Origin of the sequence: Candidatus Phycosocius spiralis (assembly GCF_030158815.1) — a bacterium.
GTDB lineage: Bacteria > Pseudomonadota > Alphaproteobacteria > Caulobacterales > Aquidulcibacteraceae > Aquidulcibacter > Aquidulcibacter spiralis.
Window position 1 is genome coordinate 1 of record NZ_BPFZ01000017.1, and the last position, 26,067, is coordinate 26,067.

The following is a 26,067-nucleotide window of genomic DNA, read 5'->3' on the forward strand; positions in this document are numbered from 1 at the left end:
CTGATTCATAGTTTTATTGTTGTTGCTGCTCCATTTGGTATTGAATTTCAAATCTTTGTGTCCGTGTAGGGTTTGCCAAATTGTTAAAGGGATCAGTTCGTCCACGTGGCGTACGAACCACTTTGAAAAATTCACCATCTAAGCATAAACGCTTGCCTTGGTTTACATGTACATCGACTTCTAGCAAACTTTCAGCATCACCCTTAAGGACACCCCGGGTTGGGGGAACATCCGCATAGTCAAGGCCATAGGCCACCATAACATGGCGATCGCCAGCCAACATAGCGTTGGTTGGATCAAAACCGACCCAGCCTTGTTCAGGCAAATAGCATTCAACCCAGGCGTGGGATGCATCTGGAACAGAGCGGAACTGGGTTTACTTTGGGTGCGCGCTAAATTGCCCGATACATAGCGCGACGGTATGCCCCAGTGGCGCGCGACCGCCAGCATAATGTGGGCAAAATCCTGACACACGCCTTTTCGGTGTTGTAACGCCGCATCAATCGGGCTGTCAGCCGCTGTAAAGCCTGGTCCATAGTCAAACGCACCATAAATCTCATGGTTCAATACCCGAGGACCTGTCAAAGGGTCTGGTGGCAAGACCACTAAGTCGCGCTCAGCCATGAAGGTCAGTAGATGGCCTGTCCCTTCCACAAAGGTTGAAGGGCACATCATGTCATTATAACGGCTGCGCACTTCGACAGAGCGTAAATGCGCCCAAGCACCCGGATCGACGTGGTCGGGCAAAAACTCAGGTCTTGCATAGGTTTCGACCATGGCGCGCGAGCGTATAATTAGTTCGTTATGTTTGGCGGGGACGTCAAAATGATAGACAATATTGCCTAGCCAATCGCGATACGTTTTTAATTTTGCTCGTGGCTCTGTGATGATATCAAAGCCCGCCCATCGCCAGGGCCAGAGAGAAGCCAAGTATCTTTCGATCCCCCCCTTGACTGGAATTAACCAACAGGGACCCACGCCCCAATGCCACGCGGATAAGGACACCCGGCGTCAGTGTCATACGCACACCACATAGGATAAATGGACGTAAATCCACATGGCGGGCCTCTACCGCGCCATTGATAAAGGTCGGTGCCGTGGATAATGAAATGGTGGGCTGAGCGATATAATTTTCAGGATCGGATTTGATCTTGTCAGCAAATTCTGAAATCTGCGCTTTGGTGGCGTGTGGTCCGATCAACATGCCATTACCGCCACTTTCGCCCACCGCCTTGACAACCAATTGATCTAATTGCGCCAAAACATGGGATAAATGAATGGATTTGCGTCACCAGTAAGTCTCTACTCCATCAATGATCGGATCCTGATCGAGATAATGTTAGATGATTTGGGGCGTATAGGCATAAACCGCTTTATCGTCAGCGACCCCAGCGCCTGGTGCATTGGCGATCACGACATTGCCGGCCCGATAGGCATTCATCAGGCCCGCAACGCCAAGGGTTGAATCAGGGCGAAACGCCAATGAATCAACAAAGGCATCATCGACACGCCGATAAATCACATCCACACGCTTTAAGCCCAAAGTGGAGGCATATAACGACATTGTCATACACCGCTAAATCGCGCCTTTCTACCAAAGGCGTACCCATGAGCTGCGCTAACAACGCGTGCTCAAAATAGGCAGTGTTAAAGACGCCAGGCGTTAGAACTACCACGATCGGATCGGGCTGATACTCGCTTGCCAAGCTTTTTAACATCGAAAGGTGATCGTCGGGAAAAGACTCTACCATGCGCACCCGCGCTGCCCGATAGTGGTTTGGAAAGGCACGCTTCACCGCATCGCGGTACGACAACATATAAGATACCCCAGAAGGCACCCGCAGATTGTCTTCCAAAACCACATAATTGCCGTCTTCACGGCGGATCACATCGGTCCCTCACATATTAACATAGGCACCATGGGGCACTTCAACGCCCAGCTTTTCACGACGATAATTGGATGAACCAAGGATTAGGTCGCGCGGAATATAGCCATTATTGATAATGGTTCGTTCGCCATAAATGTCGGCCAAGAATAAATTGATTGCTTCAAGTCTCTGCTTAAAGCCGCGCTCCAACTTGTCCCATTCAGCGGCTGGAATGATGCGGGGAAGAATATCGGTTGGGATAATTTTTCAGTTTCATCTGCATGACCGTACACCATGAAAGTTACCCCTTGGGCCATAAAGGTGCGGTCGAAATTGGCTTGCAGGTCACGAAGGGTTTGCAGTGTCGTGTGGCTTAATCGGTTATTAAGCCCAGACCAACCGGGTCGGACCTCACCCCTGTGATCAAACATTTCATCATTGGCCGCACCCAGTTGATAGGTTTTAAAACATCTTTTTGCCCCGGCGCGGCAGCTGAACGATATCGCTCGCAGGATGAAATACGCGCGCCGTCGTGTTTCCCCTAGTCACGTCCTACTCTTCGTGGGGAGATGTTCTGTGTCAAGCACCAAGGATGCTGCAAGCGCAGACATGCCTCATAATAAGGCACCCGTACTGGTCAAACATGGGCAAATCTCCCTTGCCCCCATCCCTTATTGCCTGTTAGCCTCGGATCAGAACATAAAGCATGAAAATCAGGAGTGCCAGGAATGCGGTTTGAAGGCTCTAAGAATTATGTCGCGACAGATGATTTGAAAATTGCGGTCAATGCCGCCATTAAATTAGAGCGCCCGCTTTTGATCAAGGGTGAGCCTGGAACCGGCAAAACTGTTCTGGCCATTGAAGTTGCCAAAGCCTTGGGCCTGCCTCTGTTGGAATGGCACATCAAATCGACGACCAAAGCTGTGCAGGGCCTCTATGAATATGATGCCGTCACCCGCCTGCGCGATAGCCAATTGGGCGATGAGCGGGTCAAAGATGTGAAAAACTACATCAAAAAAGGCAAGATGTGGGAAGCCTTCGAACACCAAGGGCGCTGCGTCCTTTTGATCGACGAGATCGATAAAGCCGACATTGAATTTCCCAATGACCTTCTCCAAGAATTGGATCGCATGGAGTTTCATGTCTATGAAACCGGGGAAACGATTAAAGCAATTAATCGCCCGATTGTGATCATCACGTCCAATAATGAAAAAGAATTGCCCGACGCCTTTTTGCGCCGCTGCTTCTTCCATTATATCAAATTCCCCGATGAAGACACGATGCAAGCCATTGTGGATGTTCATTTTCCCGGCATCAAAAAGCGCTTGATCGCAACAGCACTCGCCAGCTTCTATGACATGCGTAAAGTGCCAGGCCTTAAGAAAAAGCCGTCAACTTCGGAATTGCTCGATTGGCTCAAGCTTTTGGTGACCGACGATATTGACCTTGATGCGATCAAACAAAAGGATCCAAACAAGTTGATCCCGCCCTTGCATGGCGCTTTATTGAAGAATGAGCAGGATGTGGCCCTGTTTGAACGCTTGGCCTTTTTGGCGCGGCGTGAGGCGCGCACTTAGGGCAGCTAGGAGCTCCCTAAGCTGCAAGAAAACAGATGTTGGACTTAAGATACTGCTGTCTGGCACAGCGCTCGCCTAAGCCATAGGGGCGTCCCACTCGACAAAGGCGCTGCCTGCTTTAAAGTCTGTCCAAACTTACAAAATGCTTCAGGACAGACCCGATGTTTCAGCGCTTTTTTTCCGAACTTCGCGACGCCAAGGTGCCGATCAGCCTGAAAGAATATCTCATGCTGCTGGAAGCCATGGACCGTGAGGTGATTGATAGCGACATCACGGACTTTTACTATTTGTCCCGCTCGGCTTTGGTGAAGGACGAGCGTAATCTCGATAAGTTTGACCGGGTTTTTGGCCATGTCTTTAAAGGACTAGAAAAAACCGCCGACACCTTAAATGCCGCCATTCCAGAAGATTGGCTGCGCGCGCTCTCTGAAAAATACCTCACCGAAGAAGAAAAGGCGCAGATTGAGAGCTTGGGCGGGTGGGAAAAATTGATGGAGACGCTGCAAAAGCGCCTTGAAGAGCAAAAAGAGCGTCATGAGGGTGGCAATAAATGGATCGGCACCGGCGGCACCTCACCCTTTGGGGCCAATGGCTATAATCCTGAAGGCATTCGGATCGGTCAAAAAGAAGGCCGGCATGGCCGCGCCGTCAAAGTTTGGGATAAGCGCGAATATAAAAACCTTGACGATCAGGTTGAACTGGGCACACGCAACATCAAAGTCGCCCTTCGACGTTTGCGCCGCTGGGCGCGCGACGGCGCCCCTTCAGAGCTGGATTTAAAAGGCACCATCGATACCACTGCCAAGAAAGGCTACCTCGATGTGGTGATGCGGCCAGAGCGGCGCAATACGGTCAAGGTTCTGATCTTCTTTGACATTGGCGGCTCTATGGATGCCCATATCAAGGTCTGCGAAGAATTGTTTTCAGCCGCGCGTACTGAATTCAAGCATATGGAATATTTTTACTTCCATAATTGCCTCTATGAAGAAGTATGGAAAGATAATCGCCGCCGCGCCGCCGAAAAGCTCGCGACTTGGGATGTGCTCCATAAATTTCCCGCCGATTATAAAGTCGTGTTCGTTGGCGACGCGACGATGAGCCCTTATGAAATCACCTATCCCGGCGGCAGTGTCGAGCATTGGAATGAAGAGCCCGGGGCCGCTTGGCTCAAACGGGTCAGCGACATCTATCCCCATCTGATTTGGATCAACCCCATCCCAGAACGCCATTGGGACCACACACCTTCGGTAAGTTTGATCCGCGACATCATTGGCAGAGAGCGCATGTTCCCGATGACGTTACAGGGTCTTGATCGGGCCATGCGGGAATTAGGGCGGTAAGCCATTTCATTTCGGGCTCTAGCCTCGCCAGCCAAAGCGCACCATGACATGGGCATGCTGGCAGAAGTCCTTCCTCCACCCGAATTGCGTTTGGCAGATGCGCAGGCCACTTTGCAGCGCGTGTTCGGTCATAGTGTTTTTCGCGGCTTGCAGGGCGATGTTGTGGCCCACGTGCTGGGCGGCGGCGACGCTTTGGCTGTTTTGCCGACCGGGGGTGGCAAGAGCATCTGTTATCAAATTCCCGCTTTGTTACGACCGGGCCTTGGCATTGTGGTGTCCCCTTTGATTGCCTTAATGACCGATCAGGTTGAGGCTTTGCGGACTGTGGGCGTAAACGCGGCGCGCTTAGATTCAAGTCTTGGTTGGGAAGAAAAACAAAGCGCATTTTGCACGATTGATGCGGGCAAACTTGATCTGATTTATGTCTCGCCAGAGGGGCTTGCCTCCGGCGCACTCCTAGAGCGGCTTCGCCGACATGCAATTTCTTTAATTGCCATTGATGAGGCCCATTGTGTAAGCCAATGGGGCCATGACTTTCGCCCCGATTATCGCCGCTTGGGGGAGTTGCGCGGCATATTTCCCAACGTACCACTTTTGGCCGTCACAGCGACAGCCGACGTACGAACGCGCAAGGATATACGTCAGCAACTACACCTTACCCACGCGCCAGAATTTGTTGCAAGCTTTGACCGCCCCAATCTGATCTTGTCCACGCGCAGAAAAGATGGCCGGTCCCGCGCCGAAATTCACCATTTAGTACAAGCACGCCAAGGCTTAAGTGGCATTATCTATGTAACCGCACGCAAAGAAACCGAAGAATTGGCAGCCAGCCTGCGCGAGAAGGGTGTGCATGCCCTCGCGTACCATGCCCAAATGCCACCCGAACAAAAAAGCGCGCATCTGGCAAGGTTCCAAGAAGAAGACGGCGTGGTCATTGTGGCTACCATCGCTTTTGGCATGGGCATTGATAAGCCCGATGTGCGCTATGTGATCCATGCGGATCCGCCTAAAAGCATTGAAGCCTATTGGCAGGAAGTCGGCCGCGCCGGGCGCGATGGCCTACCCGCTGAGGGGATCGTCTGTTATGGCTATTCTGATCGCCGCTTTATGGCAGACCGGATCGAAGCCGCAACCGTGCCCAATGCGGTAAAACAGATTCAACGCTCAAAGCTCAGCCAATTATACGGTTACCTCGATGGTTTGGTATGTCGGCGTGTAGGGGTGCGGCGCTATTTTGGTGAGGTCGATGTAGCGGCCTGTGGGCAGTGCGATGTGTGCACCCAGCAAACCACCAAACTTGATGCAAGTTCATGGGCGAAAATGGCGATTTCTGCCGTGATCCGCTGTGAGGAAAGCTTTGGTCGTAGCAAAATCATTGCGCATTTAACAGGAACCGAGCCAGAAAGCGCTTTGGAACAGCGGTTTGCGCAACGGTCTACCTTTGGGATTGGCAAAGGGCTACAAAAGACCGCGTGGCGGCGCATGATCGATCAATTACTGCTCGATGGCGTTTTGACCGAAACCGAACAGAACGGCTTTCCAATCTTGTCGATTGGCTGTCCCGACAAAAGCCGCGCCATTCTTAAAGGGCAAGCTAGCCTTTTCATACGTGACGATCTGACTCAAACCCGCGACAGCAAACGTGCAACCAGTCAATTCAAGCTGCAAGAGGATTTGGATGAGGCCAGCCAAGCCGTTTTCGCGAGTCTGCGCCTGTGGCGCTTAAACACGGCCCGTAGTGCAGGAGTAGCACCTTATGTTGTGTTTCACGATCAAGTTTTGCGACAGCTTGCCAAGACGCGACCAAGCACCATGACTGCTTTGATGGGTATTGCTGGCATAGGCGAAGCCAAAGCGCGCCGTTATGGTCAGATGATTTTGGATTTACTAAAGGACGAATAATCAATTATCACTTACAAGAGCGGGGTGTCGCTTGGTATGAAATTGAATTTGGAAGATCAATCATGACATGGCGCGCTTTATGTTTAATCCTTTTCCTCGCCCATTCCCTGATTTTGACCGCCTGTGCCGGTGGTGGAGGCGGGGTTAGCTCTATTCCTTCGTCACCACCTATTCCACCCTCTCCACCTCCTCCACCTCCTCCACCCCCTCCACCCCCTCCACCCCCTCCGCCGCCAGCGCCACCTCCGCCGCCATCATATGTAGCGGGAGTTGATTACCCAGCTGAAACCTCTGGTGAATATAAGCGTAGCTGGGGGTTAGCAGGTATTAAAGCCATCAAGGCATGGGAGCGCGGGGCTACAGGGGTAGGCATTCGGGTTGGTGTAGTCGATACCGGGATTGACCTCAATCAACCCGACTTAAAAAACAATATTTCGCCATTGTCGCGCGATATGGAAATTGGCCGACCCAGTCAAACCATCGGCGCAGAGGAGCGCCATGGCACAAGGGTAGCTGGCATTATCGCGCATGAGTTTAATGGGACCGGTACGGTGGGGGTCGCCTTTAAATCGACCATTGTGAGCTATCGGGCTGATCGGGAGGGCACCTGCGAAGAAACTGGCGAAGGCAAGGGGTGTAAATTGCCGGAAATCTCCATTGCGCGCGGGATTGATGCGGCGATCGGAGATGGTGTTCGAGTGATTAATCTATCCCTAGGTAGTGCAGACGGGACAAGTTCTATCCTGCAATCGTCTTTGTTGCGTGCCACCCAAGCGGGGATCATTATCGTGGCTTCGGCTGGCAATGATACAACCATTAACCCAGAATTTCCAGCTCAGCTGGCTATTGACCCTCGTTTTCAGGGCTTAATCATCGCCGCTGGATCTAGTGATAAAGCCGAAGCCTTATCCAGCTTTAGCGCCAAAGCGGGCGTGGCGAAGAATCATTATTTGGTGGCCCCTGGTACTGAAGTAATCACAGATTGTACTATGGCTTCGTGCTGGCAAGTCTCTGGCACTTCATTTTCCGCCCCCCATATCAGTGGATCCTTGGCCTTATTGCTGCAGGCCTTCCCAAATTTGAGCGGAAAGCAAGCTGTCGATATATTGTATCGTAGCGCGCGGGACCTTGGCACACCGGGGGTTGATGAGGTCTACGGGCGTGGCATCGTTGATATGGAGCGGGCGTTTTCCCCGCTCGGGGCCACAACCAGCAGCTCCTCGACTGGCCAGAGTGTTCGGATCGATCAGTTTGATGGGGTGGCTGGGCGTGCTTTTGGCGATGCTTTCGTCCGCGACGGCCTGTCCATAGCAGTTTTGGACGAATATCAAAGGCCCTTTAACGTCGCTTTAGGCTATCGATTGGCCCCCAATCCTGTGCTGGGCTTTGGTGCCAACCATTATGACACGCAGCCCAAGAAAACTGCATCGCTTGGTGAGGGTATGATCAGTCTGCTCACCCGTGTGGCCGATAGTGCAGCTTGGGGTGTAAAAGATGGCCGTTTCTTAGCAGGGTCAGGCTCGATCGGTGGCTTTTATCCCCTGCTATCCATGCCGTTTGGTGGCTCTTTAGCATTATCCTTGGTCCAATCTGACAACCAAACAAGCTTTGAGCCTTATGGGCTGGCAGGGGATCCAGCTGGGGGGGGTACGCGCTTTGGCCTCTTAAGCCTTGGCCAATTTCACACTTATCAGGGGCTGGTCATGAAAGTGGGGAGGACAAGCCTGCATGCTTTTAGCACCCAAGGCGATCAACTACGAGAGCGTGGCTTTGCAGCCATCCATCAAAGTGCCTCCTTTGTGCAATTGGCCCATGCACGCCAACACCTCACAAGTGTCCTGGAGCTGGGTAAAATGACCGAGCTGGGCAGCTTTTGGGGGACGCGCTGGGGGGATAGCGGTTTGATGCTGCGCCCAGATGTCCCACAAAGCTATAGCCGATTTATTGGCCTGCAGTTTGACTTATCCTTGAATGCAGACACCTTTATCTCGGCGCGCGTGCAAGGCTCCACCCTATCGCGTCTCTCGCCCAATGCAATGTTCGCCCAGGGTCAAAACCTCTATGCAAGCGCTGCTTCACTGGTACTAAGCCATAATCAAGGTGATGGCCGGTGGCGGGCGTCGTTGGAGCAGCCAATGCGGATTGAATCCGGCAGTCTCTACCTTTTGTTAGCCGATCCTTACAAATCATGGGATCAGCCCCAAACTTGGTCGCGCCGCAAGATTGATGTGACCCCAAGTGGGCGTGAACTCCGCTTTTCTTTAGGCCGCGACTGGCTTCTTGCCACCAATCAAGCGGACAGTACATGGCTGAGCGTTGATTTAACCCAGGTGCATCAGCCTGACCACCTAGCAAAAGTACCCGATCAAACGATCCTTCAGCTGCGGGGTTCGGCCCGGTTTTAATCCCTGAATGAAGTCAGGGGCCATTGATTAGAAACAGTCCACGGGCTTCCAAATTGGCACACACACCGCTATGTCAAAAAGGATAGGGCAGTGTTGTGAAACCTGCCCGCGACCCCTTGCCCGGCCGTCGCGCCGGGCGATTTTGTATATGGAGGCCAAAAATCATGTATGAGATCTTGATGCCCAAAGCCACTGCAGTGTGGTTGATTGATAATACCGGCCTGACATTTGACCAGATCGCAGCCTTTTGTGGCTTGCATCCTTTAGAAGTCAAAGGGATCGCAGATGGCGACGTTGCAGCTGGCGTTCGCGGTCTGGACCCCATTGCTAATTCGCAATTATCGCGCGAAGAAATTGCCCGAGGTGAAGCCGATCCCAGCTATAAAATCAAACAAGTGGAAGGCCGTAAGCTTGATCTGCCCCCGGTAAAAAAGCGCAGCGGCCGCTACACACCTGTGTCGCGTCGGCAAGATCGCCCTGATGCTATCGCGTGGTTTTTGCGTAACCACCCTGAAATCACCGACGCTCAAATGGGCAAGCTGATCGGCACCACCAAATCGACCATTGATAGCGTGCGCAACCGCAGCCACTGGAACAGCGCCCAGATCAAGCCAGTAGACCCGGTCACCATCGGTCTTTGTACCCAAATTGAATTGGATGCCTTGGTGAAATCTTCCTCTTCACGCCGCACAAAGGCGGCTGCAGAGGCAGGTAATATCGACCCAGAAGAAGGCCCAAGCCTGCTACCAGCGGCCACCTCTAGCATTTATGGGGATGATAGCAAATATTGAGATGTTTAGCGCTTGTTGAGGCCAATTTGGCCGCCCCAAGACCCCGGAGAAGAGCCTTTATGCCGAGGAAAGGGATCAGAGAAGATCCCTTTTTTGATTATGGATTGAGCAAGAATCGAAATTTCGACCCCGCGCCATCCGACGGGAAACTGCGTTCTCAAGGGGGCTTGGTTCCGGGCGTTTCAATATGAGATTTAGGCGAATGCTAGGCGGCTCGATCCTTTGGGAATAGCTTCTAAGAGCTTAAGTGATTTGACCATGGCGGTGCATAAAGGATCATATGCATCTTCCACGCAACCTGTGATGCCCCAAAAGAGATTCGGTTTTGATTGAGCCGAAAACGACTTAGAGTGGTTCAAGGGCGCGCCACGCTTGCCTTGAAGCCGTCTCTTGACACCTCAGCTTGCGCGCTAAAACTCAAATATGGCCTTGAAATGCTAATCGCTCCGGGATGGCGCAGTCCCGCCGGACTGCACCCTGCGGCGCGAAGCGCATTGCTGATCTTTGTAATTCAGTCTGTGTTCATCTGAGAAATAACAGTTATGTTTCCGCTCTAAAATGTCGGAGGCTGATATGACTTTGTTGTTAAGATTTTTGACGACTTGCGCTTTGCTTACAGCTTTAAGCGGCTGCACCATGACGATCACTCAGGCTACTTTTTTTCCGGATCGACTACTGGTTCCACCAGCTGTGGTGCTGCAGGTTCCACAAGGTTATTCTGCTACTAGCCAATTGATGGATTTGGATCAGCTCGGCAAGGTTCGCGTTGTTAAATTGGATAACCCAAAAAGTCAGGCTACCCTCATATATAGCGCAGGGAATGGTGGCTTTGTAGATTCGGAAAGTTCCAGCAAAATGGCTAAAAGCTTTGCAGAACTGACCGGGGCTGACATCATTCTTTACGACTATCCAGGTCGTGGTGGTACCACGGTACCCGCTTCAATCGAAGCAATGGTCAAATTCGGTCCGGCATTTATCGATCGGTTACGTAACAATGGTTTCATTGAGGACGGCCCTTTATATGCCTATGGTTTGTCCTTCGGCGGCAGTGTGGCAGCCTCAATGGCGCGATCTGGGGGCTTTTCAGGCTTGATTATTGAAGGCAGTGCTGCCGATTATCAAGCTATCGGTAGCGATTTTGTACCAAGCATTGCCCGTCCGTTCATTAGAATACGGATGGATAAAGCATTGCAACAGTTTGATTATTTTGGCTATGCTCGCGCGTCTAACGTCCCTATTTTGCTGCTGTCTGGCGCGAAAGATACAGTCATTCGTCCCATACGTATGAAGCAATTCGCTGAACAACTCACATCGAAAGGCGCGTCTGTAACCCTCCAGGTCGTCCCCGTGGGCCATGGCGGTGCTTTGAGTAGTGAGAAAGGCCGTGAAGCGCTTCAAGCTTTCATGCGAACACCGTGAAGTTCGGTTGGGCTTTGGTTAGTTTGGCCGCTTACGTAAGCTCGGTTTGAGAGGCCTTATCGCTGGTCTTCAATATTGGATCTAAGGCTGCAGACAATTCGTCCGGCCCGACGCGCCGCCTTTAACAGAAAGCGCCTTCTTGCGCTGCAAAATAAGTATTTGTGGATGAAAGAAAAATGGAGCGGGCGATGAGGATCGAACTCACGACATCCACCTTGGCAAGTTTGAACGCATAGATCTATGGTTGATTTTTACTTGTCATAGCTTTTAAAGACTAACTTGATTTTACAGAGACTTAAGCGCACTTTTCACCAGCGCTTGTGATTGCTTGTCAGGGATCATTTTTAAGTTGGTAGCTGAGTGGTAGCTGGCGCGGCACAAAATTTGCGACGAACTCACGCATTCTCACCTCTGTTGTGGTCATGTGTTTGGAGCAGACACCGCTATGAATTGAAGGGCAAGCCAGATGTCGACTACCCCATTGAAGGCTCGGTTGACCAAGCGATTGGTCGATAGCGCAGCACCAACAAGTGACGGTGAATTCAGGATCTGGGACGCCAGTGTTCGGGGTTTCTTTTTGCGGGTCTGGCCCGGTGGTCGAAAGACCTATTGCCTAAAGGCTCGTGCGAACGGGGTGCAGCGTTGGGTCACGATCGGTGAGCATGGGGCACCTTGGACGCCTGAGATGGCACGCGACAAAGCGCTAGAGTTGATTACCGCACTCAATCGAGGTGAGGATCCAAGTTCCATACTCGGCCAAGCGGCTAATTCGGATACTCCTTCACCGAGTATTGCTGAACCAAAAGCTCTCCAGCCAACAACGATCTCAGAGCTGTTTGATCTCTATTTGCGAGAGGGCCCCCAAGATAAGCCTTTGAAGCGGGAATCGTCATGGGGCGTTGATCGCAGCTGCTATCTTCGCCACATCCAGCCTTTGCTGGGAGACAGGGTCGCCGCTCATTTGAGGCCGTCAGATCTGGCAGCCTTTCAAGCGAAAGTCGCGGCAGGGGAAACGTCCGCTGACATCAAGACCAAGAAACAGGGAAGGGCAATCGTCACAGGCGGTCCGGGTGTGGCTGCGCGGGCCATGCGATGTTTATCGGCCATGCTTAATTGGGCCATCTGGCGAGAGATTCTTAGAGATAACCCAGCCAAGCACGTTCAAAAGTATCGCGATGCTGAGCGTGATCGTCCGCTTACAGAAGATGAGGCGCGACGAGTTTGGGCAGCGCTAGATGACGCAGAAGCAGCATGGCTCTTAACGCGAGACATGGCGGACATCATCCGCCTCATCATGTTGACTGGCGCTCGCCGAAACGAAATCGTGGAACTGCAATGGTCGGAGGTAGATCTCGGCCGATCCAGATTGGTACTACCTCCTGTCCGGACCAAAATGGGTGGACTCAATCGATCACGTATCATCGCTTTATCTGATCCCGCGCGTTTGATTATTGAAAAGCGTACACCGGGACGTGGGGCTTGGGTCTTCATGTCAGAACGGGTTGATAAGCCGCTCGTTGGCGTTAATCGCGCTTGGGAAAAGGTTCGCGCAATCATCGGTCTGCCCGATGTCCGACTTCACGATTTACGCCACAGCTTTGCAACCTTTGCTGTTGAGGCTGGCGCGTCTCTATATGTTGTTGGCAAATCTCTAGGGCATCGAAAGAGTGTTTCAACTGAGCGCTATGCCCATATTGGCGATCTGCCCCAGCGCGGTGTCGCCGACCTGGTCGCAGCCCGTATAGTCACGCCACGCGCAGATCAACGTGACAATTGACAAGTGTCGCTTGACATTCTATGGTCTGCGGAGTATGCGAAATGGAGATAGGGAGCGTTCGTCACAAAGCACTCTTGGCCTTTTTGGAAACCGGCAAGTCCAAAGGGCTGCCAGGCAACCTCGTCGAGAGGTTGCGCAGAATGCTGGTCTGGCTTGATGCAATTGATCAAGCCAATGACCTATATGTGCCTCCAAATTACGGAGCGCATCAATTGGGTGGAGATCGCGCAGGAGTTTGGTCGCTGACTGTCAGCCGGAACTGGCGTATGACTTTTCAAGTAAGCGAAAGCCTCATAATTGAGGACTTGGATTTGGAGGATTATCACTAATGGCAATTAAGTTGCACGATAGTTTTGCCATGCATCCCGGTTCGTGGCTCCGTAGCGATATCATTGAGGCCCACGGTTTGTCAGTGACCGATGCAGCCAGTCATCTCGGCGTGACGCGTCAAGCACTAACCAATCTCTTGACCGGGAAAGCGGGATTGTCAGCAGAAATGGCTATCCGTTTTGAAAAGGTATTTGGCACGCGTGCTCAGACGTTGCTCAAGATGCAGCTTCGCTATGAGTTAGCCCAGGCTCGTGCCAATCAGGATGGCATTAAAGTCAATCCACTGGCCGCGTAATCGCGCAGAGGTAAGTTGAGTTCTTGATCTACTGTCTTGGCAAGCAGCAATTGTCCCAAACCGCCTTTTCGGCAAGATAAAATATCACCGATAGGGCAGAAATCCAAAATTCATTTAGTCCAAGCCCCGTGTTCGACCTGCCAGAGGCAAGGTCGAGACGTGATGACGGGACGCGCCCCGCGTCCCGACACCTGAAGATGCGCCAGAGCGTGATGGCCGGGTCAAGGGGGGCAGAGCCCCCTTCAAGAAGGTTACCTTGACGCGCCCAAACGCTTTGGCATTTTGCGAAATTTGGCAATGCAAGAGCTTACCGCCCATATTGGCTGGTGTTGGCATACAAGCGATCCAGTGCCCATGCATCAAGCGCGGAGACGAGATAACGGACTAAGCGAGGGCCATATTTGATGAAGGGAGGGCCTTCACCAGTAACGCGCCAGCGGTTCAAGGTGTGCTTGGAAATCTTCAAATGGGCGGCAGCATCTTCAACGGTAAGTAGTGTGTCGGTGTTCATGGGGAAATCCTCTTTCAGGCTCTACAAGCATCGCGGAACTGCGATCTCGCAAGACCAAGAGAACTCATAAAAACCACACTAATCCAGCATGTTCACCAAAATCGGGAAGCCCAAAAAAACGGGACTTATCCACCTGATATCCACAGTTGGATCGAACTGTTTCGAAGGGTTCCAGCACGCGCCGGCGTAGCCAATTGTGACCCTCCATGCCCCATCGCCACAATACGCCTCAGAGAAGAAATCGGGGGTGCAACGGGCTAGATTGGAGGCGTCAGAAGTAAAATTTCGACGGTCTGACTGCAAAAAAGCTTGGCTAGGACCATAAAATGCTGACGGGTGCGGTGAAAATACGTTCGCTTACCTCTTGGACGTAATCACCGTCATGAAGAACAATGCCAAGCTTAAATTGGTTCTGAGCTGTATCGCGTAGTTTTGTCAGACCTCTGATGTCTGCAGGTCTGATTGTTGCGCTCGCTTTGACTTCAATCCCAATCAGATGGCCTGGAGACCGCTCTAATACAAAGTCCACTTCCACTTGGTCCTTGTCCCGATAATGACTGATAGAGGTGTGGCGGGCAGTTAAGCTCGCAGCTTTGCGCAATTCACCAAAGACGAAGGTCTCCAACAATGGGCCAAAGAGCTGTCTGTCGCGTTCAAGTTTAGCATGATCAAAATTTTGCAACGCTGCAACCAAACCAGAATCGAAGAATTGTACCTTGGGCGCGCGCACAAGCCGCTTCAGGGCATTAGAATGCCATGCTGGAACTCGAGTTATCAGGAAAAGGCGCTCCAATAGGCCAAGCCATCTTTCGATAGATTTTGCGTCTACCCCTATAGTACTCCCCAATGCTGAAAGGTTTAGCAATTGGCTTGCTCGCACTGCCAGATTGTTGACCAGTGCCAACATCTGATCGGGCTTCGTGATAAGCGCCAACTCGCCCACATCCCGCAAAGCAAGTGATTGAGCATACGACAAGAGCCAGTCTGAACGACGCTTGGCATTGGCGCGAGCAAGCGCCTCTGGATAACCTCCTGCAAGGACAATCTCGGCTAGATTGCTAGTAGCAAGCTTTGGAGTTTGACGCGTGATGAGTCCTTCAAAGGCGTTATCCAGAAACTGAGATGGTCCTGATTGGGCAAGCTCGCTCTGCGACAACGGCAACAGTTCAATGGTCTCGACTCGGCCAGCCAATGAGTCAGGCGTAACGCTTGAGCCAAATAGATCGGCCGATCCCGTGATCAGAAACCTGCCGAAGCGCTGATCTTCATCAACCGTTTGTTTGATTGCCAAAACTAAATCTGGAGCCCGTTGAATTTCGTCGATTACGGCCCGATCTAGGCGACGGATAAAGCCGGTTGGGTCTGAGTTCGCAAATGCGCGGGTTTGGTTATCGTCGAGGGTCAGAAACTCCAGACCTTCGCGTTTGGCTATCGCCTTAGCCAGTGTTGTTTTGCCCGATTGTCGTGGCCCCACGAGTGCGACAACGCGTGTATCAGAAAGCGCGAGGTCCACCAGGTTGGCAGCGTGACGAGAGAGAAGTTGGCTTGTCATAAGCTTGATGTCCATGGCGGTCGCTAGAGTGCGCTGATTCTTGTAGGGACAAGTCTATACTACCGTCCAATACGGAATGAAAGTGCGTCTAATCCGGAATCATAGCCCGTCTATTCCCGCATGAAATGGCACTGTCTTAATCAATCGATCTACCTAAGTTATTCTTTCGGCAATCCAGTCAGACAGATCGGTCCTTCTATAGCCAATGGCTCTGCCGCCTAATCGCACAAATCGTGGCCCATCTCCAAGCATCCGCCATTTCTTCAAAAGGCTGAGTGAGACCGACAATAGCGACGCGGCTTCGACTGGCCGCACGACTTCAGGGGGAAGGGTCCCGAGGCTCTTGCGCGGCGGCGGTTCTACTTTGACCGGTGCAGGCGGATGCTTCGGCGAGACATCAGATTTGGAAAGCTGGGCAGCCGCAACGGGCAACGCCGTCACCGCCTTTGGCTTCTGGCCGAGCGCCAAACTCTCGCCAAACAAACCAAGCTGGCGCTGATCCACATCTGCTCTGAGCCGTCTTCCCATTAGACACGTCCGCACTTAGCGAGAGGAGATGAGCAAGTTTTAGGCCAGCTTTTGAGACCGGCGGGCGGCGAGCCAAAGTCGCTCCAAAGAACGCGCTTAAATGACTGATGTTGGCCGAAAGGGGATGGTCTGCTTTGGGATGTGATCAATAACAACCAGCAATTCGTTAGTCTTCTGCGGCACAGTCCACCGAATGCGAGACAACCCGAAGTCCGCAACTCATAGCAAGCAAATATAGACTTCGAAACACGCAAAGCTTAGTGATTGATCATGAGCAAGCGACCTAAGATACGTCTTTCTAGACTGCGCGATATTGGCTGGCGTTTCTGGGACCCCATTGGCCTAGCGAGTCTTGCAGGGACATGGGAAAATAGCGCCGCTGCGGATGAATACGACGGCTATTTGTTAACGGTTGCGGCAATGATAAGGCGCGGTGAGGGCGACGATATCGCTGCGAAACACCTCATTTGGGCGGAAAGCGAAAACATGGGGTTGGGCCTAGGGATCGATACTCAAGCGCGCGCGGACGCAACAATCGCTGCCATTCATTCTGATGATCAACTTTGGAACGAAGGGTAGGCCAAGAGAGCCATTTTCAAGGAATCTTGGTCATTAATCAGTCGAAGGTTGGTCAAATCTCGCTACTTGAGTCTGGTTAGTCCGCTTTCGCGCTACTCTCAATTACGCCCAATCGAGCAGCCTTAGCGCAAAGCAGACCCTCTACCTTCCCAACCCATACCCAAGGCTAAGGTCCTGCACCACCTGCACGGCCCCACCGCGCCCAAGGCTGCTAAGGCTGACATTGTCGCCGATATTGATCGCGCTCTCGATGGGTGTCGGGACCATGACGACTTGATTGCCCATGCCAGAGGCCCGTTCGAGGAGGGCGACGCGGCCCGCGTGGAGCTCTTCGAACGAGCCAACCCGCCAGCCGTCATAGACAGTGTGACTGGGTGAGGTGAGGGTGCCCCGCCCTTGTTCGGCGAGGGTTTCGCTGAGGGCATTAATCTCTGCCCCTTGAAGCACGTCTTTAGCCCCGTCATGGAACGAGAAGACCCCGTCCTGACCGCAAGCCCCAAGCCCTGCACGAACATGGTCTTGCGCCCGTGAGGCGAGCGCCTGATCGATACGGGCATCACCGGTAAAGAAACGCTCCTCGCCATGACCGATACGGTCAAGCTCGCGGTCTAGCGCGGTAAAGGCTGTTGCCCCGAGTTGATCTTCGAGTGAGTGATAGGAGAGGCGCGAGAGATGGCCCGCCTCATCCACATGTACCCATGATCCCTTCTGAAGATGATCGACCAAGGGCGACTTGGTGTTGACCATGGTCTTGGTCTTGCTGCCGGTATCAAGGATCAGGACGCTGTTGCCGCTTGCTCGCCTCTCAAAGCCGACAACCTCACCAACCAGTTCTTCACCCCGTTCATGAAGCTTGGTCGTACTGCGCGTCTTGGTGATATCAACCCGTGACTTCTCGGCTAACGTCTCTGTCCAGCCGCCCTTGAAGGCCATCACATTGCGGCGCACTTCTGTGGCAAGGCCGCGTGCTTCCAGCTCGCGCGCACGAGCGCGAAGCGCATTGCCCCAGATTGCTTGATCGGGATCTCGCCCGCCTAGGTCTTGGAGCCGAACTTCTCTCCGTCCATCAAGCTCTGCCGCAAGGGCCTTATCTAGCCGACTGAACCCCTTGGCATGGATATCGCGATCAAGGGCCATACGCTCATCGAAGATCGAGCGCTCTCCGAGTTCTGCCGTTGCGCGTTCCCGTGCCTGATGGCGAAGACCATGAGAGAGATAATCGCGGGGGATACGTAACTCATGACCTTCACGGGTTCTTCCCCGCAAGATGACATGGGCATGGGGATTATCCGTGTTCCAATGATTGATAGCGACCCATTCTGTCCCAACACCAAGGTCGCTTTCCATTTGCCCTATCACATCGCGAACATATTCCTGAAGATCTTCCATGCGTGAAGCACTCTCTGGCGCAATCATAATCCGAAAGTGGCGTGGGTCTTCCTGGGTCCAGTCATCTAGCTCGCGTGACAGGCCCTCAACCTTGTCCCGATAAGCGTCATAGAACTGTCCCTGCTCATCGTCTCGAGCTGCTCCATCACGACCAAGATAAGCAGCATGGGCGGCAAGCTTCGCACTACCCGCGCGATGAGCCGAGAAGGATACCTTGATTATAACGCGTTGGCGTCTGTCCGAGCTAAACCCACCTCGAGCACCACTAACACTACCACCCCGAAAAGAACCACCCGTCCCAAGCCTTGCCCCACCAATCGCCTTACTCAAGCGGGCACCCAAGGCCCCAGACCGAGCGTCCCCGCGTCGCCCAACAGCAAGGCGGATGCTCAACGCCTCAGATCCACGCTCTGCCATGCTTGGGCTCCTGAATGACCATGCGTTGTCACGCCATGTGACTTACCAACGACTTGCGACGCCTCGCCAACAACTTCCATAAAACATAGCACATACAGGCCCTTGAGCAAGTGAAAACTTGCTCTTTATCTTACTGTGCTCAAATATTCGTGCTTTACTAGATCATAAATACTAATGGATACAAGCTATGACAAAGAAATATACTACATTACAATCTGCGAGTAGAAGTTTCTGGCTGCAATTTCTACATGGCGACAATTCAGACTGGGGTAAAAAACTTGTCTGGTTGCTCAAATCGGGCGCTGTGATGCTCGTCTGGCTTGAGTTCCTCACACTTTTTGCAGCTTGGCCGGGAAGAGTTCCGCATGAGGAATTGGGGCCAGTGTGGCTGAACCTTCTGGGCATAGAGTTTCGGGCACCTTGGGCGGGCATCGCCTATGTCTTTACACCGGATGGCCGTACCGGAGGTTGGCTCTGGTTGATGCGCCTATGCGGCGTGATCCTGACACTGCCGGGTATAGGGCTGGCCCTTCTCTACGCAGGACTTCTGCCCAGGCGGCCTGCCAAGGGTGACCGCTTTGCTTATGGCGGACACTTGCTCGACCAGGCTGGGTCATCAGGGGTCATTGTGGGCCATGCGAAGGGCTTGCCTTGGCAAAGTGTGCCAGACCTTGTCAGGCTTCCTCCGTCTACGGACATACTGATCCTTGGCTCGGGGCCTGAGGCCACTGGAGCGTTCCAAGCAGCACTTAAAAGCTTTGACGGGGCAATCCTGCGCTTTGGTAAGGACCGTCTCTTTGGCGAGTTGATTGATGACCGGGAGATTTTGCGTGTGGCTGAAGGGGCTATCGCCAACTTCCCACTCGATCCCTTGCGGCAAGTCCGCACAGGGGTCCTTGCGTGGGGAGATGTGTGGGCGATGCTCTCGCCGTGTGGCTTCAATGAGCGTCAACGTGTCCTGGCTACGGCCCTTCTAGTTCACGGCCTTGAGACGCTTCGCCCTGCTGATCGAACCTTTGCAGGGGTGATGGAAAAGCTTCCCAGTCCTGATCAGCTTTATGCGCGTTTGCACGGCTGGCTTGAAGCGACAGAGATCTTGAAGCCAGAGGCCTATGATCAGGTGTCTGGCCTTCTCGACTATTGGGCACAAACGCAGGAGCAGGTGGCTGAGGACTTGGCCATGATACCAAAGCGCTTGTGGGCGACCCAGAAGGGATGGAGCTATTATCTGGGCTGGGCACCTCTGCCGACACTGGCCAACATCTGTGAGTATGGCCCTCGCGTTCTCTCCATCGAGATGAGAGCTAAGAATGCTCGTGATGACTTTGATCCTGTCAGCCTGCCGCTCATGCATGCGATCACGCAGCTCCGCATCTTGTTCCGCGAAGCTCTGACTTCTGGCAATCGGCCCGTACTGGTCGCCCTTGAGCCTGACATGCCAGATGAGCTCTCTCGGATGATCAAAGCGGTACACGCCGACCTCAAGCGCAGCGGGGTCTCCTTCCTCGTACACGCAAGATCAACCAGAGAAATAAGAGCTGCCTTCAAGCTTGGTCTCCAAGAGCCCATGTGCTCGGTCTTCGACACCGTCATCATGACGGAGCCAGACTATATGAGCTTCATTGAAGTGGTCGATAATCGCGCAATCTCAAGCGAAGGAGTAAGGCATGTTCGGCCCGGTGAAATCCTCATTGCTGAGGCTGGGCGTCTGCCGGTTCGCTTGCATCCGGCGGACCCCTCCATGGTTCGCATGGCAGCTTATACGCCGACGGACAAAATTCAACGGCCAGAGCCTTGGAGTGAGGCTGCGGTCTCCTATCCGCTAGGAGCATGTCTGCCCAAGCAAGTAGTAGTGAAGATACCCAAGCAGAAGGTGACAAAGCGACAGGAGATAGTGCCTGTCCCTGTTAGCAAGGACGCGCCACCTGATAGGCCAAAGTTCAAGCCGCTTGTGACCAAGGATGATCTCACCTCGGGGACGGCGCGTCTCAAGCGCGCGCTGGCTAAGCGCACCAATGGCACCTCGTCCTCCCAACCCCGATTGATCTGAAGGCGCAGCCATGACCACGCGCAAGCAACTCACCCTCCACCTCGATGACACCACAGCCCGCGCCCTTGATCACGAGGCCAAGTTGCGCGGTCTCACCCTCTCACGCGCCGCCAACGATGCCCTTAAGCGCGTCCTCATCCATGACCGCGCTGACGCCATCGCTGATACGATCAAGGCCCGCCTTGATCGGCTTGATCAGCGCGATCTCGCGAGGGGGCGGGACATGGCCATCCTTCGCGAAACCCTCCTCGCGTTCGTCCGCATCTGGTTCACCTATGCAGGACCTCTCGAGCGCGAGGATGACGATGATCAGGCCGAGGCGCTGTTTGATGCGTTTCTTGATGAGGTCGCGCGTGGGGTGCGGGGGTGAGGCGGCGATCATCGGTCGCTTTAGGTCCGCTTTGCGCCAAGGGTTGCCATTTGGGGCGGGTTGGAGGTTGCTTGGAAGCGGACATTCATGAACGGGAAAGCCTGCCGCAATTTGATCAGATCAAACTTGCAAAGGAGTTCGCGCTTGATTTGTAAGGGCTGGATGACTGTTGACCTAGCACAGGGTCGATAACTGGAAAACACTAGTTTACCGTGGACCGAAACCGTGGGGCACGTTACGGTCAAGATCCCACTCAAGGGTCTCGTTGAATAAATTCTAAGCCAAAACCAGTTCTGGTTGATAAATATTCATTATAGTGTCACGCGGCTGGCCTATCGTCCCCTGTAGGCTTGGGGGGCGGGAAATGAAGTGGCTCTATCTGACGATCAGTTTGTTGGCCTTGGCTGCGTGTTCGCAGCAATCTGATGAACAAGCCGCGAAGGATGCCTCCACCCAAGCGTTACAAGTCATCCTCATTCCGGCGGATGGTGGCACAGAAGATGGCACTAAAGCTGACTTTAAGCCCGTCTTTGATGCGCTCAGCCAAACAAGTAAGCTCAAATTTGAATTGCGTGTGGGCCAGTCTTATAATGCTGTGGTTGAAGCCTTGTGCAGCGGATCTGCAGACATCGCTTTCGTGGGTCCTGCCGCCTATATTCAAGCTCACCAGCGCGGTTGCGCGGACTTGCTCGCGGTTGGGGTCGAAAATGGCAAGTCAGAATATTATGCCGGTTTGTTTGGACGAAGTAGCATAAGCCTAAGATCCCTTGCTGATGTGAAGGGGAAGAATGTTGCGTTTGGCGACATTAATTCGGCATCTTCCTTTATCATCCCAGTAGCCATGCTAATTCAGGCAAAGATTGATCCCGTCCAAGACCTTGCTGGCATTAAGCTCGTTGGAAGTCATGCGAATGCAATCGCAGCGCTTAACCAAGGCCAAGTTGATGTTGCGGCCTTGTCACTCGTCTCATTCGATAAGGCAGTTAATCAAGGCGCTGTCGATCCGACAAAGGTCCATCTCATCGCCCGCAGCATGGCTTTGCCCAATCCACCGATCGTGATGCGGTCGTCGCTGGCCCCCGCGCTCAAGGCCAAGCTGAAGGCCGCTTTCGATGGCCTTGCTACCGCGCCGGGTGTCACGCCTGACATGCTGGTTGGATATGGCGGGAAGCGAGTTGACCGCTATGACACGGCGTTCAGCGCAGATCACTTCAAACCCATGTCTGACATGATGGAACAAGTTACGCCAGAACTCAAAACCGCGGTCATGCACAAGGCGTCAAAGCCGTGAGGTTAGGCAGGGGTGCTCGGGTAACTTTTAACAATCTGTCAAAAGCGTTTCCAGACGGCACACAGGCATTAAGTTCGGTCAGCTTGAACATAGAAGCTGGGACGTTTTGCGTGTTGTTGGGGCCGTCTGGCTCAGGCAAGTCCACCCTATTACGCTGTATCAACGGCCTCGAAACACCCAGTGATGGCCACATCTATATCAATGATGTGGAAGTTCTTCCTACTACCCTCAAGGACTTACGACGCGGAATTGGCACGGTCCATCAGCACTTTGGCTTAGTAAATCGCGATACTGTTGCCAACAATGTTCTGGCTGGTGCCCTGCCAGAAACATCTACTTGGCGCGCGATTCTGGGTTGGTTTCCACGGAAGCTCCAAGAGCGGGTCGCGTCCTTATTGCAAAGTGCTGGCTTGGAACCCAGCCAGTTGAATCGGCGTGTGTCTGAACTATCCGGCGGCCAACAACAGCGTGTCGGGATCGCGCGGGCGTTCATGTTATCGCCGCCTTTGATACTGGCCGATGAGCCTATTGCCAGTTTAGACCCTAAGTTAAGCCACGAGATATTGTCATTGATCGCCCGGCAAGCTGCGACAGTAGGGGCCACGGTATTGTGCAGTCTTCATCAAGTGGACCTCGCCAAGGCTTTCGCGGATCGCATCATCGCCCTCGATCAAGGCCGGGTTGTATTTATGGTGCGCCTCAGGATCTGGCTGAGGAAAAAGTGGCGCAAATCTAAGGCTCTAAGGCACTCGAACATGACAAGGCCATCCCATCATGATGCAGACCAATCCGGCCAAAGCCAGTTCTTGGGTGTTTCGGCCATTGTTGACTGGAAAGCTTCTAATTTGGGCCTTGCTCGCCATATTGGTGCTTGCTTGGTCTGGCAAAGCAACACAGATGGATCGCGCATTGGCTTTAACCGGGCAAGCAATCGGGGTCGGCGTTACCGGCAAGGGCGACTCGCAAGTGGCCAATGGATTTGGGCAGATAGCCCGGTCTCTATGGCCTCTACAGCTTGAGACGCGCACCCCAATTGCCCAGATCGAGCATTTTCGAGCCGATCGCTTGCCGCCTTTTAGTCGGGTTGAACATCGAAAGAGTACTACCCAGTCGCTTGATCCTTCCACCGGTAAGTATGTTAAGACCACCCAATCCGCTTCCGAGCTTGTGGTGCCTTATGGCTATGTTGTTACGGTTCTGGGAAAGTTGATCGAAACGCTTCAAATCGCCTTGTGGGGAACAATTCTGTCCTTGCTGATTTCTATCCCGCTCGGCTTCTTCGGCGCACGGAACCTCATGGGTGATGGGATCGTTGTCGCGGCTGCGCGTACTTTTGTCAGCTTCTTTCGCGCTGTACCCGAATTGGTCAGCGCTTTGTTCCTAGTCGTTGCCTATGGTTTTGGGCCGATTGCGGGGGTGATCGCATTAGGTCTCCATGGTGCTGGCTTTCTCGGCAAGTTTTTTGCCGACGATAGCGAGAATGCAGACCCAAAGCCGCAGGAGGCCTTGCGGGCACTGGGTGCCAATCGATTGAAGCTTGCGCGTTATGCTGTGCTGCCCCAAGTCATGCCGCAATTCACGGCCTATACGCTGTATATCTTAGATCGAAATATCCGCATGGCCACGGTTATTGGCCTGGTGGGGGCAGGTGGCATAGGTCAGGAACTAAAGGGACGGTTCGATCTTTATGCTTATGGGCATGTGGCAACCATTTTAATTGCCATCTTTCTTATGGTGCTCCTTATCGACCATCTGTCAGCCAAATTACGCCGAAAACTATTGTGAGATTTATTCAATCGTGGCACGACGTGAGTTGACATTTGATAAATCTCTCACTTGTTTGAGGTGATCCATGACTGAAACGACCGAGACTGTCATGAAAGGGCGGGGGCGTAACCAAGATCAGGCGCTGGTAGAGAATATCATCGCGCGCATTCGCTTGAGCTATAAGACGATGGGCCCGATGTCCAAGACGATTGCCAACTTCATTTTGGCCCAACCCCAAAGGGTTATGGCAATGTCCGTTACGGAATTGTCCGAAACCACTGGTGCTAGCCAAGGAAGTGTTGTCAACTTTTGCCAGAACTTGGGCCTGTCGGGCTTCCAACAACTCAAGTTATCTCTGGCCCAAGCGGTGGTGCAGCCCGTTCAATATATTCACGAAGACCTTGAACGCAGCGATGATATCGAGACGGTTTGCCGAAAGGTTTTCCATGGCGGCATCCAAGCCTTGCGCGATTCCAAGTCTGCCTTAGAGCCAAAGTCGATCGCAGCTGCTGTCCAATTGATGCGCTCGGCCAAGCGAATTGAGATTTACGGAATTGGTTCTTCGGCACCCATCGCAGAGGACGCTCATTATCGCATGCTCCGAATTGGTCTGGATGCGAAGGCGGTTACAGATAGCCATGTGCAAGCGATAAGTGCCTCGCGCACGACGCCCGACGTAGCTGTCTTGACCATCTCTCATACTGGCTCGACGCGCGAAACGGTGGTGGCAACTCAACTCGCCAAGGAGGCCGGAGCAAAAACCGTGGTTCTGACGAATTTCGGAAGGTCCCCGATACAGGCGTTCGCCGATGTGACGCTCTTTACAATGGCCTGCGAGACGCTGTTCCGGACCGAGGCCATGACAAGCCGGATCGCCCAACTCTGTGTGATCGACACATTGATCGCGGCGCTAGCGCTGGCGGATTATGAGCGCTCGATCCAAACCTTGCGCGAAACATTTGACGTCCTGTCACTGAAGCGATTCTAACACAAATCAGCCAATCTCAGACTGGAGCCTGGTCTAACCAAGATCGATGCTATATCGAGCCGCTTTGCGCCAATAATGTCAGTTTGCGGGTTGTCACCAATCATAACGGCTTGGTTGGTATCAATGCCTAAGGCCAAGCACGCCTGCTCGAACAGCTTAGCACTTGGCTTGCCAATCACTTCCATCTTGAAGGCCTGTTCAGGGACACAAGCTTGAAAAGCGGCTAGTAGCGCACCGGTTTCGGGTATAACTAAACCAGCATGGCCAGGATGGGTCAGATCCGGATTTGAAACAATCAAATGGGCGCCATTAAGCAAAGCATTTACGCCCAGATGAAGGCTCTCATAACTAAATCGTGTGTCGCGCAACAGAACAATTATTTCTGGGTCGCACTTCACCTGGACCACACCCAGATCTCGTGCCAAGGCTTTCATGGGCAGACTTCCAAAGACAATAGTAGGTCGCTTTAATTCTGCGGCACGAACCAAGGCCTGATGACCGGCTAAGATGATACGGTCGATCGGAAAGGTGACGCCTGCTTGTGCGAGGATGCGATGGATATCGCGCGGTCTGATCGTCGAGCTATTGGACACAATGGCTATTCGCTCTTGAAACCGAGAGAGAAACTTTAGGCCGTCGGCGTGGGGAACATCGCCAATTGAAACACACCCGTCCCAGTCCAGCAAAATTCCGCTGCCACCGTCAAGGATTGTGCGTGCTTGATTGCGGTCGGCTATCCCGGCCGCTGTTACTATCAATTGGCTCAAACTCGCTCTCCATCACCATCAACGCTTTGTGGACTTATGTTCAAGCATGTTCTGTTTTGAAATGAAATATATTCATTAACCTTTCACAAAAAATTCGTGCAAGCGTCACGCTTTCTGCATAGGTTATAGCTCTAAAGACTGAAAACGCTTGTCT

The 26,067-nt window shown here is 53.0% G+C and carries 23 protein-coding genes and 2 pseudogenes; 16 read left to right on the top strand and 9 right to left on the bottom strand.

Going from position 1 to position 26,067, the window contains the following annotated elements:
• Positions 1-180 precede the first annotated feature (180 nt).
• The 3 genes and pseudogenes from PsB1_RS12000 to PsB1_RS12010 form a co-directional block, all read right to left on the bottom strand.
• Positions 181-777: a transglutaminase-like domain-containing protein gene (locus PsB1_RS12000; RefSeq protein WP_284361429.1), complete on the bottom strand. Its 597-nt coding sequence runs from the start codon at positions 775-777 to the stop codon at positions 181-183.
• A 115-nt stretch (positions 778-892) separates the two neighbouring features.
• Positions 893-1,570: pseudogene (locus PsB1_RS12005) on the bottom strand (circularly permuted type 2 ATP-grasp protein).
• Positions 1,500-2,078: pseudogene (locus tag PsB1_RS12010) on the bottom strand (circularly permuted type 2 ATP-grasp protein). The pseudogenes PsB1_RS12005 and PsB1_RS12010 overlap by 71 nt, the downstream one beginning before the upstream one ends.
• A gap of 518 nt (positions 2,079-2,596) precedes the next feature.
• On the opposite strand from PsB1_RS12010, the gene PsB1_RS10900 reads away from it, so the two are divergent.
• From PsB1_RS10900 to PsB1_RS10940, 9 genes are all read left to right on the top strand, one after another.
• Positions 2,597-3,445: an AAA family ATPase gene (locus PsB1_RS10900; protein WP_284361432.1), complete on the top strand. Its 849-nt coding sequence runs from the start codon at positions 2,597-2,599 to the stop codon at positions 3,443-3,445.
• Between the two features lie 161 nt (positions 3,446-3,606).
• Positions 3,607-4,785: a vWA domain-containing protein gene (locus PsB1_RS10905; protein WP_284361435.1), complete on the top strand. Its 1,179-nt coding sequence runs from the start codon at positions 3,607-3,609 to the stop codon at positions 4,783-4,785.
• 48 nt (positions 4,786-4,833) lie between these two features.
• The gene (gene recQ / locus PsB1_RS10910) at positions 4,834-6,687 is read left to right on the top strand and encodes a DNA helicase RecQ (protein ID WP_284361439.1); all 1,854 of its coding nucleotides are present in this window, start codon (positions 4,834-4,836) and stop codon (positions 6,685-6,687) included.
• A gap of 62 nt (positions 6,688-6,749) precedes the next feature.
• The gene (locus tag PsB1_RS10915) at positions 6,750-9,092 is read left to right on the top strand and encodes a S8 family peptidase (protein WP_284361441.1); all 2,343 of its coding nucleotides are present in this window, start codon (positions 6,750-6,752) and stop codon (positions 9,090-9,092) included.
• 164 nt (positions 9,093-9,256) lie between these two features.
• Entirely contained in the window at positions 9,257-9,883 is a 627-nt protein-coding gene (locus PsB1_RS10920; protein WP_284361445.1) for a DUF1013 domain-containing protein, read from the top strand.
• Between the two features lie 573 nt (positions 9,884-10,456).
• Positions 10,457-11,302 carry an alpha/beta hydrolase gene (locus tag PsB1_RS10925; protein ID WP_284361448.1) on the top strand — a complete coding sequence of 282 codons (846 nt, stop codon included), beginning with the start codon at positions 10,457-10,459 and terminating at the stop codon, positions 11,300-11,302.
• A 466-nt stretch (positions 11,303-11,768) separates the two neighbouring features.
• A complete protein-coding gene (locus PsB1_RS10930) occupies positions 11,769-13,079 on the top strand; it encodes a tyrosine-type recombinase/integrase (RefSeq protein WP_284361449.1) in 1,311 nt (436 codons plus the stop codon).
• A 41-nt stretch (positions 13,080-13,120) separates the two neighbouring features.
• Positions 13,121-13,408: a type II toxin-antitoxin system RelE/ParE family toxin gene (locus PsB1_RS10935; RefSeq protein ID WP_284361453.1), complete on the top strand. Its 288-nt coding sequence runs from the start codon at positions 13,121-13,123 to the stop codon at positions 13,406-13,408.
• Positions 13,408-13,704 carry a HigA family addiction module antitoxin gene (locus tag PsB1_RS10940; protein WP_284361457.1) on the top strand — a complete coding sequence of 99 codons (297 nt, stop codon included), beginning with the start codon at positions 13,408-13,410 and terminating at the stop codon, positions 13,702-13,704. The genes PsB1_RS10935 and PsB1_RS10940 overlap by 1 nt, the downstream gene beginning before the upstream one ends.
• A 114-nt stretch (positions 13,705-13,818) precedes the next feature.
• Here PsB1_RS10940 and PsB1_RS10945 read toward each other — a convergent pair whose 3' ends face one another.
• The 4 genes from PsB1_RS10945 to PsB1_RS10960 all read right to left on the bottom strand — a co-directional run bounded on the left by PsB1_RS10945 (position 13,819) and on the right by PsB1_RS10960 (position 16,295).
• Complete coding sequence (locus tag PsB1_RS10945; protein ID WP_284361460.1) at positions 13,819-14,040, bottom strand: hypothetical protein; 222 nt, start codon at positions 14,038-14,040, stop codon at positions 13,819-13,821.
• A complete protein-coding gene (locus PsB1_RS10950; protein ID WP_284361461.1) occupies positions 14,012-14,215 on the bottom strand; it encodes a helix-turn-helix transcriptional regulator in 204 nt (67 codons plus the stop codon). The genes PsB1_RS10945 and PsB1_RS10950 overlap by 29 nt, the downstream gene beginning before the upstream one ends.
• 313 nt (positions 14,216-14,528) lie before the next feature.
• A complete protein-coding gene (locus PsB1_RS10955) occupies positions 14,529-15,767 on the bottom strand; it encodes an ATP-binding protein (RefSeq protein WP_284361464.1) in 1,239 nt (412 codons plus the stop codon).
• Positions 15,768-15,920: 153 nt separating this feature from the next.
• Positions 15,921-16,295 carry a helix-turn-helix transcriptional regulator gene (locus PsB1_RS10960; RefSeq protein ID WP_284361466.1) on the bottom strand — a complete coding sequence of 125 codons (375 nt, stop codon included), beginning with the start codon at positions 16,293-16,295 and terminating at the stop codon, positions 15,921-15,923.
• Between the two features lie 270 nt (positions 16,296-16,565).
• Between PsB1_RS10960 and PsB1_RS10965 the strand changes: the two genes are divergently transcribed.
• Entirely contained in the window at positions 16,566-16,874 is a 309-nt protein-coding gene (locus PsB1_RS10965) for a hypothetical protein (RefSeq protein ID WP_284361470.1), read from the top strand.
• 141 nt (positions 16,875-17,015) lie between these two features.
• Here PsB1_RS10965 and PsB1_RS10970 read toward each other — a convergent pair whose 3' ends face one another.
• On the bottom strand, positions 17,016-18,680 hold the full coding sequence (locus PsB1_RS10970) for a hypothetical protein (protein WP_284361474.1): 1,665 nt from the start codon (positions 18,678-18,680) through the stop codon (positions 17,016-17,018).
• A gap of 187 nt (positions 18,681-18,867) precedes the next feature.
• Here PsB1_RS10970 and PsB1_RS10975 point away from each other — a divergent pair, with 187 nt between their 5' ends.
• The 6 genes from PsB1_RS10975 (at position 18,868) to PsB1_RS11000 (ending at position 25,146) form a co-directional block, all read left to right on the top strand.
• Complete coding sequence (locus PsB1_RS10975) at positions 18,868-20,730, top strand: hypothetical protein (protein ID WP_284361476.1); 1,863 nt, start codon at positions 18,868-18,870, stop codon at positions 20,728-20,730.
• Positions 20,731-20,740: 10 nt separating this feature from the next.
• Positions 20,741-21,100 carry a hypothetical protein gene (locus PsB1_RS10980; protein ID WP_284361478.1) on the top strand — a complete coding sequence of 120 codons (360 nt, stop codon included), beginning with the start codon at positions 20,741-20,743 and terminating at the stop codon, positions 21,098-21,100.
• A gap of 364 nt (positions 21,101-21,464) precedes the next feature.
• Positions 21,465-22,391 (top strand): phosphate/phosphite/phosphonate ABC transporter substrate-binding protein, encoded by a 927-nt coding sequence (locus PsB1_RS10985; RefSeq protein ID WP_284361480.1) that lies wholly within the window; start codon positions 21,465-21,467, stop codon positions 22,389-22,391.
• Positions 22,388-23,410, top strand: coding sequence for a phosphonate ABC transporter ATP-binding protein (locus PsB1_RS10990; RefSeq protein ID WP_284361484.1), 1,023 nt, complete (start codon positions 22,388-22,390; stop codon positions 23,408-23,410). The genes PsB1_RS10985 and PsB1_RS10990 overlap by 4 nt, the downstream gene beginning before the upstream one ends.
• Complete coding sequence (gene phnE, locus PsB1_RS10995; RefSeq protein ID WP_284361487.1) at positions 23,358-24,176, top strand: phosphonate ABC transporter, permease protein PhnE; 819 nt, start codon at positions 23,358-23,360, stop codon at positions 24,174-24,176. The genes PsB1_RS10990 and phnE overlap by 53 nt, the downstream gene beginning before the upstream one ends.
• Before the next feature lie 67 nt (positions 24,177-24,243).
• The gene (locus tag PsB1_RS11000) at positions 24,244-25,146 is read left to right on the top strand and encodes a MurR/RpiR family transcriptional regulator (RefSeq protein ID WP_284361491.1); all 903 of its coding nucleotides are present in this window, start codon (positions 24,244-24,246) and stop codon (positions 25,144-25,146) included.
• Here the strand turns inward: PsB1_RS11000 and PsB1_RS11005 are convergent.
• The gene (locus tag PsB1_RS11005; protein ID WP_284361494.1) at positions 25,143-25,913 is read right to left on the bottom strand and encodes an HAD-IIA family hydrolase; all 771 of its coding nucleotides are present in this window, start codon (positions 25,911-25,913) and stop codon (positions 25,143-25,145) included. The two genes, PsB1_RS11000 and PsB1_RS11005, sit on opposite strands and share 4 nt — an antisense overlap.
• Positions 25,914-26,067: the final 154 nt, after the last annotated feature.